The sequence below is a fragment of the Klebsiella sp. H-Nf2 genome (assembly GCF_002806645.1).
GTDB lineage: Bacteria > Pseudomonadota > Gammaproteobacteria > Enterobacterales > Enterobacteriaceae > Klebsiella > Klebsiella variicola.
Genome location: NZ_PIBL01000003.1, coordinates 349,756 through 366,543, shown reverse-complemented (window position 1 = coordinate 366,543; position 16,788 = coordinate 349,756). Strand labels below are relative to the sequence as shown.

Below are 16,788 nucleotides of genomic sequence, written 5' to 3'. Positions count from 1 at the left end.
CGGATTAATCGGCTTTCGGGAAGTCGACGACCGTGTCGTTAACCCGGTTCACCATGTTGGTGAACAGGATCGCGCTGATGGCGCTGATAATCTCAATCACCTGCTGGTCGCTAAAACCGGCGTTGCGCAGCGCGGCGACGTCGGTTGCCGGCAGGGTACCGGTGGTGGTCACCAGAGTCTGCGCAAATTTCACCAGCGCATCAAGCTGCACCTCTGCCGCATACTCCCCGCGGCGCAGGGCGTGGATCTGCTCGCTGCTGAAGCCGGCTTTTTTCGCCATCAGGCTGTGCGCGGCCAGGCAGTAGTCACAGCCGGTGGCTTCGCTGACCGACAAATTAATCGCTTCCAGCTGTTGGGCGCTGAGGCTGCCTTTATGGAGCATCGCATTGTGCGCCAGCGCCTGCTGCAGCGCCGCCGGCGAGTGGCCGCCGATGGTGAGATAGGCGTTCGGCACTTTGCCCATCGCTTTTTTGATCCCGGCGAAAATATCGGCGGCTTTGCCGGTGGCGTCTTGTTCACGGATATCTGTTAAACGGCTCATGGTTAACTCCTGTTGTTATCGAGGGTGTGTTGGCAATGGGGTCATCTTAGGCGCTTGCCGCATGCTAGACTGGCGGTCTTCGTCTCACCTTTTTGTCTTATCGTCTCAGGAGAAGCATGGACAGTCTCAGTCATCTGCTGGCGCTGCTGGCGCCGCGCTGCGAAGTGAACCTGCACTGTCGCTTCGGCGGCCGCTGGCAGGCCGGGCACCAGCAAATGCGCAGCGGTGTGGTGCCCTGGCACGTGGTGCTGCGCGGCGAGGGGCAGCTCAACGTCGGCGGCCAGACCCACCACCTGCGCGCGGGAGATGTCGTCCTCCTGCCCCACGGTTCGCCACACCTGATGGAGAGCCTGGTGGAGTGGGGCCAGGTGCTGCCGGTGGCGCACCGGTTTAACGGCACGGTGACGGAAATGCGCGCCGGCCCGACGGAGGGGGCGCTGGAGATGCTGTGCGGCGAATTCTATTTTGGTCCGCACGTCAGCTGGCTGTTCAGTGAAGCATCGACGCTGATCCATCTCCATACCGATGCGCGTGAAGACTGCCCGGAGCTGGACGCGCTGCTTAATATACTGGTGCGCGAGAGCCTGGCGCAGCGTCCCGGCGGGAGCGCTATCGTGCGCAGCCTCGGCGATACGCTGTTGGTGCTCCTGCTGCGCATGCTGCTTGGCGAGCAACAGCCGCCCGGCGGACTGCTGCGCTTGATGAGCGATGAACGCCTGATGCCGGCGGTGCTGGCGGTGATGGCGACCCCGGAGCAGCCGTGGACGCTGGAAACCATGGCCGCCCGTGCGTTTCTGTCGCGGGCCACCTTTGCCCGTCATTTTGCCCGCGTCTATCACCTGACGCCGCAGGCGTGGCTGTCGCAGTTGCGAATGGCGCTGGCCGCCCGGCTGCTGCGCCTGGAGCGTCAGACCAACCTCGAGGTCATTGCCGAACGCTGCGGCTTTCAGTCGCTGGCGTCATTCTCGAAGCGCTTCAAAATGCGCTATGGCGTGACGCCGGGCGAGTGGCGACGGGGCTAGCGCGTCGCGTTCCGTGAAGATGATTTTATTTCCAGTTGCGTGGTTTGCTGTTTATTACCCGACCCGAAAGTCGCTATAGTTTTGCACGAAAAAAACAATGACAGTCAGGACAGACAGGGTGAAGAGGATGAGATTACGTTTACGGGCCGCCGCCGCAGTGATGCTGGCGGGTCTGGTACTGGTCGGCTGCGACCAAAAGGGGAATGACGCAAAACACATTAAGGTCGGTGTGATTAACGGCGCCGAGCAGGATGTGGCGGAAGTGGCGAAGAAGGTGGCCAAAGAGAAGTACGGTCTGGACGTCGAGCTGGTGGGATTCAGCGGCTCGCTGCTGCCTAACGAATCGACCAACGCCGGCGATCTGGACGCCAACGTCTTCCAGCATCGGCCTTTCCTTGAGCAGGACAACAAAGCGCATAACTATCATCTGGTGGCGGTCGGTAATACCTTCGTCTTCCCGATGGCCGGCTATTCCCGCAAGATCAAGTCAGTCGCCGAACTGAAAGACGGCGCGACGATCGCCATCCCCAACGACCCGACCAATCTCGGGCGGGCGCTGCTGCTGCTGCAAAAAGAGAAGTTGATTACCCTCAAAGCCGGCACCGGCCTGCTGCCGACGGCGGTGGATATCACCGACAACCCGCATAACCTGAAAATTATGGAGCTGGAAGGGGCGCAACTGCCGCGCGTGCTCGACGATCCCAAAGTCGACGTGGCTATCATCAGCACCACCTACCTGCAGCAAACCGGGCTGTCGCCGGTTCGCGATGGCATCTTTATCGAAGATAAAAACTCGCCCTACGTGAACATCATCGTGACCCGGGAAGACAATAAAGACGCGGAAAACGTGAAGGAGTTTATGCAGTCGTATCAGTCGCCGGAGGTGGCGAAGGCGGCAGAGACTATCTTCAACGGCGGCGCGGTGCCGGGCTGGTAAGCCAATCTCACAGGGAGAGGCGCGTATGGTACGCCAACGGCAGGCTGATCTGCTGCTGATTGCCGCGACGGTGATTGCCGCCTGCGGCTGGATATTTTCCCGTGAAGCGATCGCCGGCATGCCGGTATTCGCGTTTCTTGGGCTGCGCTTTTTCTTCGCCGCGCTGCTGCTGCTGCCGTTCTGCCGCGGTTTTCGCCCGCAAAAGCAGCACTGGCCAAAGCTCATCATCAGCGGACTCTGGTTTGCCCTCAACCTCTGCCTGTGGATCTATTCGGTTTCCACGACGGCGTCGCTCGGCGAAGGGGCGTTTATCATGAGCCTGTCGATGATGTTCGTCCCGCTGACCGCGTGGGTGATGATGAAGGTACGCCCGCCGCGCGCCTGGTGGGAGTGCCTGCCGATCGCGGTGGTGGGCCTGGGGCTGCTCAGTCTGCATATGCCGATAGCCTTCCACCCCAGCCAGGGCTGGTTTTTGCTGACGGCGCTGGTGCAGTCGATCTGGTTCTGTTACACCAGCCGCTGCGCGCGTGAAGTACCGCTGATCCCCCTGACCACCGTGCAGCTGGCGATCACTGGTATCGTCGGGTTGACCATCTCCGCTGCCGTTGAACGCTGGGACCAGCCGATGACCCTGCCGACTCTCGGCTGGCTGGTGGCCAGCATTGTCATCGCCACCAGCCTGCGCTTCGGTCTGCAGATGAAGGGGCAGAAGTACGCGGCGGTGGCCAGCGCGGCGATCATCATGGTGCTCGAACCGCTGCTGACGGTCATTGCCGCCGCGCTGTGGTACGGCGAACAGCTGCCGCTGCAGAAGATTATCGGCGGCGTGCTGATCCTGGTGGCCCAGCTGTGGTTCCGCTGGCGGATGCTTAAGCCGTAAGCGGGCCGCTTCGCTGCTGCGCCATCAGCTGCAGCAGCGGCACCAGCGACAACCCGTCCGGCATTTCGCCGCGGGCGATCAGCTGGTTTATCTCCTCAAAGGTAAACCAGCCGGTTTCCATCACCTCATCCTGATCCGCGTCCATGCCGACCCAGCGTAAATCGGTAGCCAGCCAGGTAATAAACAGCTGATCGCTGCTGCCGTAGGAGGGGTTGAAGCGAATGATCTCCTCGACGTGTTGCGCCTGCCAGCCGGTCTCTTCCCGCAGTTCGCGCAGCGCGGCGACCGCCGGGTCTTCCCCTTCATCGACGCCGCCAGAGGGGATCGCCCACACCACCTTATCGATCAGGTAGCGGTAGTGGCGAATCAGCAGTACTTTCTCATCCTGAATGGCCACAATCCCCACTGCCGGGCGCGGATAGTGAATGGCGTAAAAGTCGCGGCGCTCGCCGGGGGCGACATCAATACCCACCTTACGCATGCTGAACCACGGCGTCTCGGCGATGACCTGCGGGTCGTGCATATCGGCGGCGGTCAGTTTCTTTTTCATCGTGCCACTCCTGTCAAAAATTGAGCCTTAAGAACAACATAGCCGGAGGCGGATGGCAACTGCCGCAGGTTGGCCCGATTTCATCGATCATTGCCCAAATGCCCCTGTTGAGCCAGGCTGGTACTCAGTACGATGTTCGTCAGATGACCCCACAGAGGAACGCCAACATGAACATCACCCATATCCGGAATGCGACCCAGATGATTGACTACGCCGGGAAAAGATTTCTCATCGACCCGATGCTGGCGGACAAGGGCGCCTGGCCAGGTTTTCCCGGCACCGCGCGTAGCGAGCTGCGCAATCCGCTGGTTGAGCTGCCTTTTTCCCGCGATAAAATTATCGATGTTGATGCGGTGATCGTCACCCATACCCATGACGATCACTGGGACGCGGCGGCGATCGCCGCGATCCCGAAAACCCTGCCGGTGTTCGTCCAGCATGAGGTCGACGCCGCGCTGCTGCGCAGCCAGGGATTTCAGGATCTGCGCCTGCTGTCGGCAGACAGCGAATTTGCCGGCGTGCGCCTGCAGAAAACCACCTCCGGCCAACACGGCAGCGACCGGACCTACGCGGTGCCGGCGATGGCTGAACGCCTGGGCGAGGCCTGCGGCGTGGTGTTTCGCCATCCGCAGGAGAAGACGCTGTGGCTGATGGGGGATACCATCTGGCGTGATGAAATTGAAGCTGACCTGCTGAAGCTGCGCCCGGACGTGGTGGTGCTGAACGCCGGCTACGCCCACGTCATCGGCTTTGGCCCGATAATCATGGGCAAGGAAGATCTCCTGAACGTGCACTTCACCCTGCCGGAAGCGAAAATCATGGCTATCCACCTCGAGGCGGTCAACCACTGTCTGGTGAGCCGGGAAGAGATGCGCCAGTATGCGGTGGATAATCAGATTGCCGATGTGGTGAGTATCCCGCAGGATGGGGAAACCGTCGTTTATTAACATGCGCAAGGGGAAAGGACGATGAAACTCACCGACGTGGCGATTGTCGCTGTAGAGGGCTTTAGCCCGTTTCACTACGCCGTCCCCTGCATGCTGTTTGGCGATTCGGTCTCTGAAATCAAACGCTTTAACCTGCACATTTGCGCCGAGCGGCCGGGGCTGCTGCGCGCCCGCGATGGTTTTGCGCTGTACGCCACCGGCGATTTCGCCGCGCTGGAACAGGCGGATATCGTGGTGGTGCCTTACTGGGGTGAGGTCGATCGGCGTCCGCCGCAGGCGCTGCTTGATAGCCTGGTGCGGGCGCGGGATAACGGCGCGGAAATCGTCGGCCTGTGTCTCGGCGCGTTCGTCCTCGGCTACGCCGGGCTGCTGGACGGCAGGCGAGCGGCGACTCACTGGGAGTTCGAGCAGGATTTTCAGCGCCTGTTTCCGCAGGTGCAGCTGGATATCAACGCCTTGTATGTGGATGACCAGCGGGTGATCACCTCGGCGGGCACCGCAGCGGCGCTGGACTGCTGCCTGTATCTCATCCGCCAGCGTTTCGGCAGCCTCGCGGCCAATCAGATCGCCCGGCGGATGATTGTTTCGCCGCACCGCGAAGGCGGCCAGGCGCAGTTTATCGCCCAGCCGGTGCCGAAAAATACCCGCGATGCGCGGATTAACTGCCTGCTGGATTATCTGCAGCAGCATATTGCCGAGCCGCATAGTCTCGATTCGCTGGCCCGGGTGGTGGCGATGAGCCGCCGTACCCTGACCCGCCACTTCGCCCGGGCGACCGGGATGAGCATTACCGACTGGCTGACCGCCGAACGTCTGCGCCGCAGCCAGAGTCTGCTTGAGGCGGGCGATCTGCCGGTCGAACAGGTGGCGGAGGCGGTGGGTTATCTTTCAGCGGTCACCTGGCGCCAGCAGTTTAAAGCGCGCTTTGGCGTCAGCCCGGCGGAGTGGCGGCGTACCTTTCGCCGCGGCGCTTAGCCGGCGAGGGTCGCACTGTCGATCACGAAGCGGTATTTTACGTCACCCTTGACCATTCTTTCCCAGGCTTCGTTGATCTCATCGCCGCGAATAAGCTCGATATCGGCGACGATACCGTGTTCGGCGCAGAAGTCGAGCATCTCCTGAGTTTCCGGAATACCGCCGATCATCGAGCCGGCAATTGACCGGCGGCGGAAGATCAGATTGAACACTTCTGGCGACGGATGCGGCGTGGCCGGAGCGCCCACGAGGGTCATGGTGCCATCACGTTTCAGCAGCGTGGTGAAGGCATCGAGATTGTGCGGCGCCGCCACGGTATTAAGGATGAAGTCGAAGCTTTTGACGTGGGCCGCCATTTCGTCGTCGTTGCGCGACACCACCACGTCATCAGCACCCAGCGCTCTGGCCGCCTCGCGTTTGGATTCGGAGGTGGTAAAGGCCACCACGTGGGCCCCCATGGCGTGGGCCAACTTGATCCCCATATGCCCGAGGCCGCCAATGCCGACCACACCGACTTTTTTACCCGGTCCGGCGTGCCAGTGGCGCAGCGGCGAGTAAGTGGTGATCCCGGCGCACAGCAGCGGCGCGACGGCGGCCAGCTGCGCTTCGGGATGGGTTATCCGCAGCACGTAGTGTTCTTTGACCACAATCTGCTGGGAATAGCCGCCCAGCGTGTGGCCCGGTGCATCCTGGGTCGGGCCGTTATAGGTCAGCACCATGTGGTCGCAGTAGTTTTCCAGCCCCTCAGCGCACTCTTCGCACTGTTGACAGCTATCGACCATACAGCCGACGCCGACCAGATCGCCGACGGCGTAGCGCGAGACGGCGTTGCCGACCGCGGTCACCCGGCCCACAATTTCATGCCCCGGCACGCAGGGATAGTGCGTTCCCGCCCACTCCGATCGCGCCTGGTGGAGATCGGAGTGGCAGACGCCGCAGTAGGCGATGGCGATCTGTACATCCTGTGGCCCCGGCTCGCGGCGGGTGATGGCCATTGATTCCAGCGGCTGGCTGGCGGAGTAGGTACCAATAGCGTTGATCTGCATAGCGAAACCTCTACTTGATGAATTGTTTGCGTGGAACGGAAGATGGACGCGGCTGGTGAGTGGCATCGATAAGCGTAGCCTGGAGTGGGCGAGATGCGAGAAGAGAACGTACCGCGGGAAATATCAGGCACGCTGTTTGCGGGCAACGATCAGGCCTGTAAATAATGCCGTGGAGTAAGCATTAAATCGACTAAGCTTTATTAGTATTTACGAAAATATTATTGTTTTATCGTATATGATAGCGAAGAGACGCTATTGCTGATAATGATGTTTACACTCTTTTTATTATGGTAACGACTTGTTTTTCATTGATTGTCGCGCCCGTTGATACTATGCGTGACTGAAAATGATCTTCTTCAACCTGACTTGATGACTCAACACGATGTCGAAACCTGATGCCAACAGCCAGAATTCTCCGTCATTACCTTCTTTTTTTTATGGACGACGGACAAAACCCTTATTCGCCGTGGAATCCTTAGTATCTGCGTTTCGGCCTGCCAGCATTCCTTTTGAACTGGCGCAGTCGACCTATTACCATTTCCCCACAACCCAGGGCGAAGCCGGATTAATTCTCCTCGAAGAAGGGGTGGCTTCACTTTGTTATGCGGAAAAAAAAATGGTGATATCGACGATCCTTCCGCCTTCAATATTGGGATTAATTGATGGTTATGGCGTGTTTAACGGTCTTCCGAATAAGCGCCACTGTTCCCTGTTTGCCGAGACGGATTTGCGCGGGCGCTGGATAAGACACCAGGCGGCGGTCGATATTCTGAATGAGAAAAACCTGTGGCAGGACCTTGCCCATATTCTGGCACAGCGGTTGATGGTATTAAGCATGCGTGAGCAGGAACTACTGGGCGTGGACTCTTACCAGATGGTGCGAACCCTATTAATGGAGCTGGCGGTCTATCCGGACACGTATCGTAGCCCAATCAATGTGTTAAGTTTTATACAACGCCGTACCAACCTGTCGCGTAGCCGCATTATGTCGATTCTGTCGGAGCTGCGCAAAGGCGATTATATTATCATCCACCGTGGAGTGCTGGAGACCATCGCCCACCCGCTTCCCGCCAATTTTTGAGCCTGGCAGGCGAAGAACGTCATTTCTCGCCCCTCGCCTGCAGGTCCGCTTAGGGCTCAATCGGCGTCAGATAGTCCAGCCGCAGCGGCTCAGCCAGCAGACTCTCCATCCGGGCGATGAATCCCTGAAAATAGGGCATCGCGACATGCGCATCGAGGGCGTCCTGTCCCTGCCACGCCTCGCGCATATAGAAGGTGTCCGGCGCGTCGCGCAGCTGATACAGGGCGTAGTCGAGGTTGCCCGGCTCCTGTCTCGTCGGCAGGAGCAGCGCCTGCAAAGCCTGGCGCAGCGCCGCCGTCTGGCCTGGTTTCGCCCTGAGCACGGCGATAAGCGAGATCATCTTAAAATCCCTCCAGCACAATCTTGCCGACGGCGCGTCCGGTTTCCAGCTGACGATGCGCTTTCTGCAGATTGGCGGCGGTAATGGCGCCGTAGTGTTCACCGAGCGTGGTTTTGATGGTGTGGCTGTCAATCAGCGCCGCCACACGGGTGAGCAGCTGATGCTGGGCGATCATATCATCCGTCTCAAACATTGAACGGGTGAACATAAATTCCCAGTGCAGGGACAGGCTTTTCGCTTTCAGCGGCACCACGTCCAGGGTCTCCGGGTCATCAATCAGCGCCAGCTTGCCCTGCGGGGCGAGGGCGTCGATCAGCGCGTTGAAGTGCTGCTCGGTGTTGGTCAGGCTGGCGACATGGGTCACCGAGGTGATGCCAATGCGCGCCAGCTCGTTGGCGAGCGGCTTGCTGTGATCGATCACATGGTGCGCGCCCGCCTCGCGGACCCACTGCTGGCTCTCCGGACGCGAGGCGGTGCCGATCACCGTCATGGCGGTCAGTTTGCTGGCCAGCTGGGTCAGGATAGACCCCACGCCGCCCGCCGCGCCGACGATCAGCAGCGTGTCGCCCGCATTGCCGCCTTCCTTAACGCCGAGACGGTGAAACAGCAGCTCCCAGGCGGTGATCGCCGTCAGCGGCAGCGCGGCGGCAGCGGCGTTATCGAGGGTGCGCGGTTTGTGCGCCACCAGGCGCTCGTCCACCAGCTGATATTCACTGTTGCTGCCGGCCCGGCCCAGCGCGCCGGCGTACCAGACCTCATCGCCCGGGGCGAATAACGTCACCTCCTCACCAACGGACTGCACCACGCCAACGGCGTCCCAGCCCAGCACCCGCGGCGTGTCGCCCTGGAAGCCGGCGCGCACTTTGGTGTCTACCGGGTTGACCGAGATGGCTTTCACGGCGACCAGCAGGTCACGCCCGTGGGCGGTGGGGACCGGCAGGTCGATCTCGGTTAAAGAAGGGATGTTGTTGCCGTCAGCGGCGGCTTGAGTAATAGCGATAGCTTTCATAACTGCTCCGGTCTGCGATTCGGGTAAAGGAAGAGAGGACGCCATCGTAGACCGCTGCCGGAAGGGGAAAAACGGGCTAACGGCAATAACAGTTATACACAGAAAGTGAAAATCAGCCCACCTGATAGAAATCGAGCATCACCCCATCCTGGGTTCGTCCGCCGGAGCAGATAAACAGCGAGGTGGTTAGCCAGCTGAGCGCGGGGGTATCCACCTCGAAGGAGGGAACGGTGCGAAAATAGATGGTTTCTGGCGGAATATCGCTAAAAAAGCGCATATCGTCGGCGAACAGCTGGTCATAATACTGGGCCGGCACCCGGCGGATGCCGTTGTTTTCCACATAGACTGTCCCTTCCGCCACCTGCAGGGCATAGCGGGCGGACAGCCTGCAGGTGCCGTCGGGTTCGATTATCTGGCTGTCGACGCCGCCCGGTAATACGTGGCCGCGAAGTTGACCCGAGACGCTGCCGCCGATAATCGGGATCAGCTGGCGCTTACCGGTCTGCGGGCTGCGGGAGACAATTATCGGTTTATCAACCTGGATGGTAATGGAAAAACAGTGTCTGAGTTCGGGGGTCATTATGGCTCTCCTGTTTCGGTTGGCAACGGCACGCGGCCACCGCGCCAGTGTAACGGGTTTGCGAGAGACAAAATAACGCAGGGTTTGGATGAAAATGATTGGCTGGGATGATGAGTTTGGGGGGGCTCAGGTTGGTATAGCGTGGCTGTGGGGGAGCAGAGGCAAACTGGCGGAAGATCACAGGAGTTGAACCTGCCCGGGACCGCTGGCGGCCCCAACTGGATTTGAAGTCCAGCCACCTCACCGGAGATGACGATCTTCCGCGCCTCGATTGCTACATGGAGGCGGGGCGCATTATAGCTACTTTCAGCCGTTTACCACATACCTAAACGCACTTTTTTACTGTTAAAACTGGACTTTACAGAACAGTCCTGGACAAATCCTCACAAAATCCGTGAGTTACACTTTTTCACTCCCTGAATCCCTACCACGATCACAGAAAACAAGAAACGTAATCTGATAACGAGATATCGCAATTCCTCTTACTGCGGCAAAGGTTTACAAAAATCGTAACCGGTACCAATCCGCGGTGCCGCTAAGGGAATAGTGTGCATATGAAAGATCACATTTTGTCCGTCAAAGAGAAAATTGGCTACGGCATGGGTGACGCCGCCAGCCACATCATTTTTGATAACGTCATGTTGTACATGATGTTTTTCTACACCGATATTTTTGGTATCCCCGCCGGCTTTGTCGGCACCATGTTCCTGCTGGCGCGCGCGCTGGACGCGATTTCCGACCCGTGCATGGGCCTTCTTGCCGACCGCACCCGTAGCCGCTGGGGTAAGTTCCGCCCATGGATCCTCTTCGGCGCCATCCCGTTCGGCCTCGTCTGCGTGCTGGCCTACAGCTCACCGGATTTAAGCCACAACGGTAAGCTGATCTACGCCGCCGTGACCTACACGCTGCTGACCCTGCTCTACACTGTGGTGAATATCCCCTACTGCGCGCTGGGCGGCGTGATCACCGACAACCCGACGCAGCGCATCTCGCTGCAGTCCTGGCGCTTCGTGCTGGCGACGGCGGGGGGCATGCTCTCCACCGTGCTGATGATGCCGCTGGTCAACTTTATCGGCGGCGAAGACAAAGCGCTCGGCTTCCAGGGGGGCATCGCGGTGCTGTCGGTGATTGCCTTCCTGATGCTGGCTTTCTGTTTTTTCACCACCAAAGAGCGTGTCGAAGCGCCGCCGAGCAGCACCTCGATGCGTGAAGACTTGCGCGATATCTGGCGCAATGACCAGTGGCGGGTGGTTGGCGTGCTCACCATCCTCAATATCCTCGCGGTCTGCGTTCGCGGCGGCGCGATGATGTACTACACCACCTGGATCATGGGTTCGGCGGCGCTGTTCACCGTCTTCCTCACCACCTACTGCGTCGGCAACCTGATTGGCTCGGCGCTGGCGAAACCGCTGACCGACTGGAAATGCAAAGTCAGCGTCTTCTGGTGGACCAACGCCCTCCTGGCGGTGCTTAGCGTGGCGATGTTCTTCATACCGATGGACGCCGAAATCACCATGTTCGCCTTTATCTTCGTCATTGGCGTACTGCACCAGCTGGTGACGCCAATCCAGTGGGTGATGATGTCCGATACCGTCGACTACGGCGAATGGTGCAACGGCAAACGCCTGACCGGCATCAGCTTTGCCGGCACCCTGTTTGTGCTCAAGCTGGGGCTGGCGCTGGGCGGCGCGCTGATCGGCTGGATGCTGGCCGGCGGCGGCTATGACGCCGCCGCTAAAACCCAGAACAGCGCCACCCTCACCATCATTATCGCCTTGTTCACCCTCGTTCCGGCGGTGTGCTACCTGCTGAGCGCGGTAATCGCCAAACGCTACTACACGCTGAAAACGCCGTTCCTGAAAAAAATGATGGCCGAGCTGGCCGAGGGCGCGCGTCGCAACGAACAAGAATTCACGGCAGCCCCGATCGACAAAGAATGGCAAAACTAAGAGGACGTTTTAATGAAAATCAGTGATGGAAACTGGCTCATTCAACCAGGGCTCAACCTGATCCAACCCGTACAGGTTTACGAGGTGGAGCAGCAGGGGAATGAAATGGTGGTCTATGCCGCGCCGCGCGATGTCCGCGAACGCGCCTGGCAGCTGGATACGCCATTGTTCACCCTGCGCTTTTTCTCGCCTCAGGAAGGGATAATCGGCGTGCGCATGGAGCACTTCCAGGGCGCGCTGGATAACGGCCCGCACTATCCGCTGAACGTGCAGAAAGACGTCCATGTCGAAATAGAAAATACGGCCGAGTTCGCCGAGCTGAAAAGCGGCAGCCTCAGCGTGCGCGTGACTAAAGGTGAATTCTGGGCGCTGGATTTTCTGCGCGACGGCGTGCGTATCACCGGTAGCCAGCTGAAAAACAACGGCTACGTGCAGGATAGTAAGACCCAGCGCAACTATATGTTTGAGCGCCTCGACCTCGGCGTCGGCGAAACCGTCTATGGCCTCGGCGAGCGCTTTACCGCGCTGGTGCGCAACGGCCAGACCGTAGAAACCTGGAACGAAGACGGCGGCACCAGCACTGAGCAATCCTACAAAAATATTCCGTTCTACCTGACCAACCGCGGCTACGGCGTGCTGGTGAATCATCCGCAGCGCGTCTCTTTCGAGGTGGGCTCGGAGAAAGTCTCTAAAGTCCAGTTCAGCGTTGAAGGCGAACACCTCGAGTACTTCGTGATCGACGGCCCGACGCCGAAAGCGGTGCTTAACCGCTATACGCAATTCACCGGCCGCCCGGCGCTGCCGCCGGCATGGTCGTTCGGTCTGTGGCTGACGACCTCGTTCACCACCAACTATGACGAAGCGACGGTGAATAGCTTTATCGACGGTATGGCCGAGCGCCATCTGCCGCTGCACGTCTTCCACTTCGACTGCTTCTGGATGAAGGCCTTCCAGTGGTGCGATTTTGAATGGGATCCGCTAACTTTCCCGGACCCGGAAGGGATGATCAAGCGTCTGAAGGCGAAAGGGCTGAAGGTCTGCGTGTGGATCAACCCGTACATCGGCCAGCGCTCGCCGGTGTTCAAGGAGCTGAAAGAGAAGGGCTATCTGCTGAAGCGCCCGGACGGTTCGCTGTGGCAGTGGGATAAGTGGCAGCCGGGGCTGGCGATTTATGACTTCACCAACCCGGAAGCCTGCCAGTGGTACGCTGACAAACTAAAAGGCCTGGTGGCGATGGGGGTCGATTGCTTCAAGACTGACTTCGGCGAGCGTATCCCGACCGATGTGCAGTGGTTTGACGGTTCCGATCCGCAGAAAATGCACAACCACTACGCCTTCATTTATAACGAACTGGTGTGGAAGGTGCTGAAAGAGACCGTCGGCGAGCAGGAGGCGGTGCTGTTCGCCCGCTCCGCTTCGGTGGGCGCGCAGCAGTTCCCGGTGCACTGGGGCGGCGACTGCTACGCCAACTACGAATCGATGGCGGAAAGCCTGCGCGGCGGGCTGTCGATCGGCATGTCCGGCTTTGGTTTCTGGAGTCACGATATCGGCGGTTTCGAAAACACCGCGCCGGCCCACGTCTACAAGCGCTGGTGCGCCTTCGGCCTGCTCTCCAGCCACAGCCGGCTGCACGGCAGCAAATCCTATCGGGTGCCATGGGCCTACGACGAAGAGTCCTGTGACGTGGTGCGCCACTTCACGCAGTTGAAATGCCGCATGATGCCGTATCTCTATCGTCAGGCGGCGCTGGCCAACGAGTTCGGTACGCCGATGCTGCGCGCGATGATGCTCGAGTTCCCGGACGATCCGGCCTGCGACTATCTCGACCGTCAGTATATGCTCGGCGATTCTGTCCTGGTGGCGCCGGTGTTCTCCGAAGCGGGCGAGGTGCAGTTTTATCTGCCGGAAGGGCGCTGGACGCACCTGTGGCATAACGATGAATTGCCGGGTAGCCGCTGGTATAAGCAGCATCACGATGCGCTGAGCCTGCCGGTCTACGTTCGCGACAACACCCTGCTGGCGCTGGGCAACAACGACCTGAAACCCGATTATGCCTGGCATGAGGGCACCGCCTTCCAGCTGTTCCACCTCGAGGATGGACGTGAGGCACGCTGTGACGTTCCGGCGGCAGACGGATCGACGATCTTCACCCTGAAGGCCAGGCGACAGGGCAACACCATCGCCGTGAGCGGCGAAGGCGAGGCCCTCGGCTGGACGTTGTGCCTGCGTAATATCCCGCAGGTCGCGGGCGTGCAGGGCGGGACTCAGGCCGGCAGCGAATGGGGTGTGGTAGTGAGCGCCGAGGGCAATACGCTGACGATTACCCTGTAAAACACCATCTTAACGGCTGCAGCCCTCTTCGCCCGGCGGAGAGGGTTTTTTTATTCCATTTTTGTACAAAAAGTAACGTTCATTTCATAGTGGTGACTCAGGCCGCAGACGCTGTCGCCCAACGGTGTTAGCGTATTCTGCCGTTGAGAGGAGCCCGCCATGGACTTAGAAAATATCTTTCGTGACGTGAAGCTAAGCAAAACGGAAATGACCGTGCTGCGCTTTATTCAGAACGACCCGGAGCAGTGTATCCGCCAGGGAGTCCGCGCTGTGGCCGAACAGTGCTACAGCAATCCCTCTTCGCTGGTCCGGCTGGCGAAGAAACTGAAGTTCAGCGGCTGGCTGGAGCTGGTCTATTTCATCAAGTTCAATATCACCATGCCGAAGCTCGATGTCACCAACGATATCGACTACATGAGCGTTCAGCCGGAAGAAGCACTGACGCCGCTGCTGGCAAGCCTTGCGCAGCAGCGCGTCCTGATCCACGGCAGCGGCTTTTCGCAGCTCATTGCCCAGTATATTTATAACAAGTTCCTCGTCACCGGCGTCAACGCCAGCCTGGCGCTGTGGCCCGATTACGAAATCCTCGAACAGAAAAACGCCGCCCGCTTCGACTCCATCTGGATAATTTCTAAATCCGGGCGCAGCAGCTCGGCGCTCAACTGGGTGAAGGCCCTGGAGGGGAAAGAGATTAATCTGGTCTGTTTTACCGGCGATTATCAAAGCCCGCTGGCGCAGGCTGCGGATACGGCGTTTATTATTCACGACCCGCAGAAGTTCGATGATGATATTTACTGGAGCAATCCGTTTTTCGGCTACTGCATCTTAGGCTTTGAGCGACTATTGAAGATGTGGTTTACCAGCGTACGCAGCAATAGTTAGCCCCCGCTAAGCGCGGCGCGAGCGGGGGGAGTTCCCGGATGGCGGCTGGCGCCTTATCCGGGCTACCGGGTGATGCGGCTATTTTGTCGGGTGGCGGCTTACGCCTGACCCGACCTACATAAAACACAAACCGCTCCGTTCGTAGCCCCGCTAAGCGCGGCGCGAGCGGGGGGAGTTCCCGGATGGCGGCTTGCGCCTTATCCGGGCTACCGGGTGATGCGGCTATTTTGTCGGGTGGCGGCTTACGCCTGACCCGACCTACATAAAATAAAAACCGCTCCGTTCGTAGCCCCGCTAAGCGCAGCGCGAGCGGGGGGATCCCATCGACAATGCGGGTTACTGCCAGGCGGCGAATTGCTCATCGTCGAGGTAGGCCTCGACCAGGGTTTTCGCCAGCGAATATGAACCGATCAGCGGGTGCGCCATCAGCGCCCGCACCGCCAGCGATTTATCCTGCTGCAGGATTGCCGCCACCGCCAGCCGCTCATACTCCTTCACGCAGGAAATCATATTCTTCTGCGCCGCCGGCACCTTCACCGGCGTCACCGGCTTGAGGCCATCCCGGCTCAGGTCGCAGCTGATCTCAATCACGTCGTCAGGGCGCAAAAAGTCGAGCGTGTCGTTATTCTGGATCGATACCACGATACGCTTGGTGGTGGTGCTGTTCACCGCTTCCAGAATATCCAGCGCCACCCCGGCATAGCCGCCGGTGTCCGGCTCTTCGATAAACTGGCGCAGCGTCAGCGGTTCGCGGGTGTGGAATTTTTCCTGTTGCGACTCATTCTGCATATAGCTGTTTTCCCGGCGCAGGTAATGCTGCATCCAGATGGTGAAAGCGGCTTCCGGTTGCGTTCTGGCATCCACGGTGCGCAGCGCTTCGCGCATCTCATGATTGATACGGGCGATCTGCTCTCCGCGCGTCTCGCCGGCCTCCTGAATCGCCTTCAGCGCCACCTCTCGATAGTAGTAATAATAGAGATATTCATTGAGTAGCTGATTATCGCAAAGCCGCACCAGCTCCGGGGAGAAGTACTGCATCGCCGTCTTCTGGTACAGTTCCGGGCTGGCGATCAGCCGTTCGGTCACCTCTTCCCCGCGTACGGTGAAGTGGGTAAACCATGAGAAATGGTTCAGCCCATAGCATTCCACGCTGAGGTCGCGTTCCTCACAGCCAAGGATCGCTGGCAGTTCACGAATCAGCTCGGAGGGAGCATCGCAGATCCCATAGACCCGGCGCTTAAAACCGGACTTGATGATCGCTTCCGTCACCAGGCCTGACGGGTTGGTAAAGTTAAACAGAATGGCGTCTTCGGCGGCATGTTCTTCGATCAGCCGGCAATAGCGAAGGATCGCCGGGATCGAGCGCATGGCCATCGCGAAGCCGCCGGCGCCGGTGGTCTCCTGGCCGAGGGTGTTATGCTGTAGCGCAATGCGTTCGTCGCGAATGCGGCTTTCGTCACCGCCAACCCGCAGGGTGGTAATGATATAGTTGGCATCCTGCAGCGCCGCGACCGGGTCGGTAGTGGTACTAAACTGAATATCCGGGCGAATAGTATTAAATACATAGCGGGCAATTTCGCCAAATATCGCCAGATTATCAGCAGAGTTATCGAGAAAAACCACTTCTGTTAAACCAATGCGGTGAGCGTTATAGGCCAGAGATTTCGCTAAAAATGCAGAGCGAACGCCGCCCCCGCCTAATACGGTTAATTTCATAC

16 protein-coding genes and 1 tRNA gene are annotated in these 16,788 nt (G+C 59.3%); 9 read left to right on the top strand and 8 right to left on the bottom strand.

Annotation, left to right across the window (positions count from 1 at the left end):
- Positions 1-4 precede the first annotated feature (4 nt).
- Positions 5-541 carry a carboxymuconolactone decarboxylase family protein gene (locus CWM58_RS12100; RefSeq protein WP_100681001.1) on the bottom strand — a complete coding sequence of 179 codons (537 nt, stop codon included), beginning with the start codon at positions 539-541 and terminating at the stop codon, positions 5-7.
- Positions 542-657: 116 nt separating this feature from the next.
- On the opposite strand from CWM58_RS12100, the gene CWM58_RS12095 reads away from it, so the two are divergent.
- The 3 genes from CWM58_RS12095 to CWM58_RS12085 all read left to right on the top strand — a co-directional run bounded on the left by CWM58_RS12095 (position 658) and on the right by CWM58_RS12085 (position 3,380).
- On the top strand, positions 658-1,563 hold the full coding sequence (locus CWM58_RS12095; protein WP_100681000.1) for an AraC family transcriptional regulator: 906 nt from the start codon (positions 658-660) through the stop codon (positions 1,561-1,563).
- 127 nt (positions 1,564-1,690) lie between these two features.
- Positions 1,691-2,500 (top strand): lipoprotein NlpA, encoded by an 810-nt coding sequence (nlpA, locus tag CWM58_RS12090; RefSeq protein ID WP_100680999.1) that lies wholly within the window; start codon positions 1,691-1,693, stop codon positions 2,498-2,500.
- Between the two features lie 25 nt (positions 2,501-2,525).
- Complete coding sequence (locus CWM58_RS12085) at positions 2,526-3,380, top strand: DMT family transporter (protein WP_002922972.1); 855 nt, start codon at positions 2,526-2,528, stop codon at positions 3,378-3,380.
- On the opposite strand, the gene CWM58_RS12080 is transcribed toward CWM58_RS12085, so the two are convergent.
- Complete coding sequence (locus tag CWM58_RS12080; RefSeq protein ID WP_100680998.1) at positions 3,370-3,930, bottom strand: NUDIX hydrolase; 561 nt, start codon at positions 3,928-3,930, stop codon at positions 3,370-3,372. The genes CWM58_RS12085 and CWM58_RS12080 overlap by 11 nt on opposite strands.
- Before the next feature lie 167 nt (positions 3,931-4,097).
- Between CWM58_RS12080 and CWM58_RS12075 the strand changes: the two genes are divergently transcribed.
- Complete coding sequence (locus tag CWM58_RS12075; protein WP_100680997.1) at positions 4,098-4,877, top strand: MBL fold metallo-hydrolase; 780 nt, start codon at positions 4,098-4,100, stop codon at positions 4,875-4,877.
- A gap of 21 nt (positions 4,878-4,898) precedes the next feature.
- Positions 4,899-5,852: a GlxA family transcriptional regulator gene (locus tag CWM58_RS12070; protein ID WP_061152920.1), complete on the top strand. Its 954-nt coding sequence runs from the start codon at positions 4,899-4,901 to the stop codon at positions 5,850-5,852.
- On the opposite strand, the gene CWM58_RS12065 is transcribed toward CWM58_RS12070, so the two are convergent.
- On the bottom strand, positions 5,849-6,898 hold the full coding sequence (locus CWM58_RS12065; protein ID WP_100680996.1) for an NAD(P)-dependent alcohol dehydrogenase: 1,050 nt from the start codon (positions 6,896-6,898) through the stop codon (positions 5,849-5,851). The two genes, CWM58_RS12070 and CWM58_RS12065, sit on opposite strands and share 4 nt — an antisense overlap.
- A 382-nt stretch (positions 6,899-7,280) precedes the next feature.
- Here CWM58_RS12065 and CWM58_RS12060 point away from each other — a divergent pair, with 382 nt between their 5' ends.
- Complete coding sequence (locus CWM58_RS12060; protein ID WP_100680995.1) at positions 7,281-7,979, top strand: winged helix-turn-helix transcriptional regulator; 699 nt, start codon at positions 7,281-7,283, stop codon at positions 7,977-7,979.
- 49 nt (positions 7,980-8,028) lie between these two features.
- On the opposite strand, the gene CWM58_RS12055 is transcribed toward CWM58_RS12060, so the two are convergent.
- The 4 genes from CWM58_RS12055 to CWM58_RS12040 form a co-directional block, all read right to left on the bottom strand.
- A complete protein-coding gene (locus tag CWM58_RS12055) occupies positions 8,029-8,319 on the bottom strand; it encodes a putative quinol monooxygenase (protein ID WP_100680994.1) in 291 nt (96 codons plus the stop codon).
- A gap of 1 nt (position 8,320) precedes the next feature.
- The gene (locus CWM58_RS12050) at positions 8,321-9,328 is read right to left on the bottom strand and encodes a zinc-binding alcohol dehydrogenase family protein (RefSeq protein WP_100680993.1); all 1,008 of its coding nucleotides are present in this window, start codon (positions 9,326-9,328) and stop codon (positions 8,321-8,323) included.
- A gap of 112 nt (positions 9,329-9,440) precedes the next feature.
- Positions 9,441-9,908 (bottom strand): DUF3237 domain-containing protein, encoded by a 468-nt coding sequence (locus CWM58_RS12045; protein ID WP_100680992.1) that lies wholly within the window; start codon positions 9,906-9,908, stop codon positions 9,441-9,443.
- A gap of 167 nt (positions 9,909-10,075) precedes the next feature.
- A tRNA-Sec gene (locus CWM58_RS12040) sits at positions 10,076-10,170 on the bottom strand.
- 292 nt (positions 10,171-10,462) lie between these two features.
- On the opposite strand from CWM58_RS12040, the gene CWM58_RS12035 reads away from it, so the two are divergent.
- The 3 genes from CWM58_RS12035 to CWM58_RS12025 all read left to right on the top strand — a co-directional run bounded on the left by CWM58_RS12035 (position 10,463) and on the right by CWM58_RS12025 (position 15,070).
- Positions 10,463-11,857 (top strand): glycoside-pentoside-hexuronide family transporter, encoded by a 1,395-nt coding sequence (locus CWM58_RS12035; protein WP_061152926.1) that lies wholly within the window; start codon positions 10,463-10,465, stop codon positions 11,855-11,857.
- 12 nt (positions 11,858-11,869) lie between these two features.
- Positions 11,870-14,188, top strand: coding sequence for an alpha-xylosidase (yicI, locus tag CWM58_RS12030; protein ID WP_100680991.1), 2,319 nt, complete (start codon positions 11,870-11,872; stop codon positions 14,186-14,188).
- A gap of 159 nt (positions 14,189-14,347) precedes the next feature.
- On the top strand, positions 14,348-15,070 hold the full coding sequence (locus CWM58_RS12025; protein WP_061152928.1) for a MurR/RpiR family transcriptional regulator: 723 nt from the start codon (positions 14,348-14,350) through the stop codon (positions 15,068-15,070).
- Positions 15,071-15,406: 336 nt separating this feature from the next.
- Here CWM58_RS12025 and CWM58_RS12020 read toward each other — a convergent pair whose 3' ends face one another.
- A complete protein-coding gene (locus tag CWM58_RS12020) occupies positions 15,407-16,786 on the bottom strand; it encodes a glycoside hydrolase (protein ID WP_100680990.1) in 1,380 nt (459 codons plus the stop codon).
- Positions 16,787-16,788 lie beyond the last annotated feature (2 nt).

Excerpts from the sequence above, each read along its gene's own strand:
- CWM58_RS12025 (WP_061152928.1), top strand. The coding sequence starts at position 14,348 with ATGGACTTAGAAAATATCTTTCGTGACGTGAAGCTAAGCAAAACGGAA.
- nlpA (WP_100680999.1), top strand. The coding sequence starts at position 1,691 with ATGAGATTACGTTTACGGGCCGCCGCCGCAGTGATGCTGGCGGGTCTG.
- CWM58_RS12080 (WP_100680998.1), bottom strand. The coding sequence starts at position 3,930 with ATGAAAAAGAAACTGACCGCCGCCGATATGCACGACCCGCAGGTCATC.
- CWM58_RS12070 (WP_061152920.1), top strand. The coding sequence starts at position 4,899 with ATGAAACTCACCGACGTGGCGATTGTCGCTGTAGAGGGCTTTAGCCCG.
- CWM58_RS12075 (WP_100680997.1), top strand. The coding sequence starts at position 4,098 with ATGAACATCACCCATATCCGGAATGCGACCCAGATGATTGACTACGCC.
- CWM58_RS12085 (WP_002922972.1), top strand. The coding sequence starts at position 2,526 with ATGGTACGCCAACGGCAGGCTGATCTGCTGCTGATTGCCGCGACGGTG.
- CWM58_RS12055 (WP_100680994.1), bottom strand. The coding sequence starts at position 8,319 with ATGATCTCGCTTATCGCCGTGCTCAGGGCGAAACCAGGCCAGACGGCG.
- yicI (WP_100680991.1), top strand. The coding sequence starts at position 11,870 with ATGAAAATCAGTGATGGAAACTGGCTCATTCAACCAGGGCTCAACCTG.
- CWM58_RS12065 (WP_100680996.1), bottom strand. The coding sequence starts at position 6,898 with ATGCAGATCAACGCTATTGGTACCTACTCCGCCAGCCAGCCGCTGGAA.
- CWM58_RS12035 (WP_061152926.1), top strand. The coding sequence starts at position 10,463 with ATGAAAGATCACATTTTGTCCGTCAAAGAGAAAATTGGCTACGGCATG.
- CWM58_RS12020 (WP_100680990.1), bottom strand. The coding sequence starts at position 16,786 with ATGAAATTAACCGTATTAGGCGGGGGCGGCGTTCGCTCTGCATTTTTA.
- CWM58_RS12045 (WP_100680992.1), bottom strand. The coding sequence starts at position 9,908 with ATGACCCCCGAACTCAGACACTGTTTTTCCATTACCATCCAGGTTGAT.
- CWM58_RS12060 (WP_100680995.1), top strand. The coding sequence starts at position 7,281 with ATGTCGAAACCTGATGCCAACAGCCAGAATTCTCCGTCATTACCTTCT.
- CWM58_RS12095 (WP_100681000.1), top strand. The coding sequence starts at position 658 with ATGGACAGTCTCAGTCATCTGCTGGCGCTGCTGGCGCCGCGCTGCGAA.
- CWM58_RS12050 (WP_100680993.1), bottom strand. The coding sequence starts at position 9,328 with ATGAAAGCTATCGCTATTACTCAAGCCGCCGCTGACGGCAACAACATC.
- CWM58_RS12100 (WP_100681001.1), bottom strand. The coding sequence starts at position 541 with ATGAGCCGTTTAACAGATATCCGTGAACAAGACGCCACCGGCAAAGCC.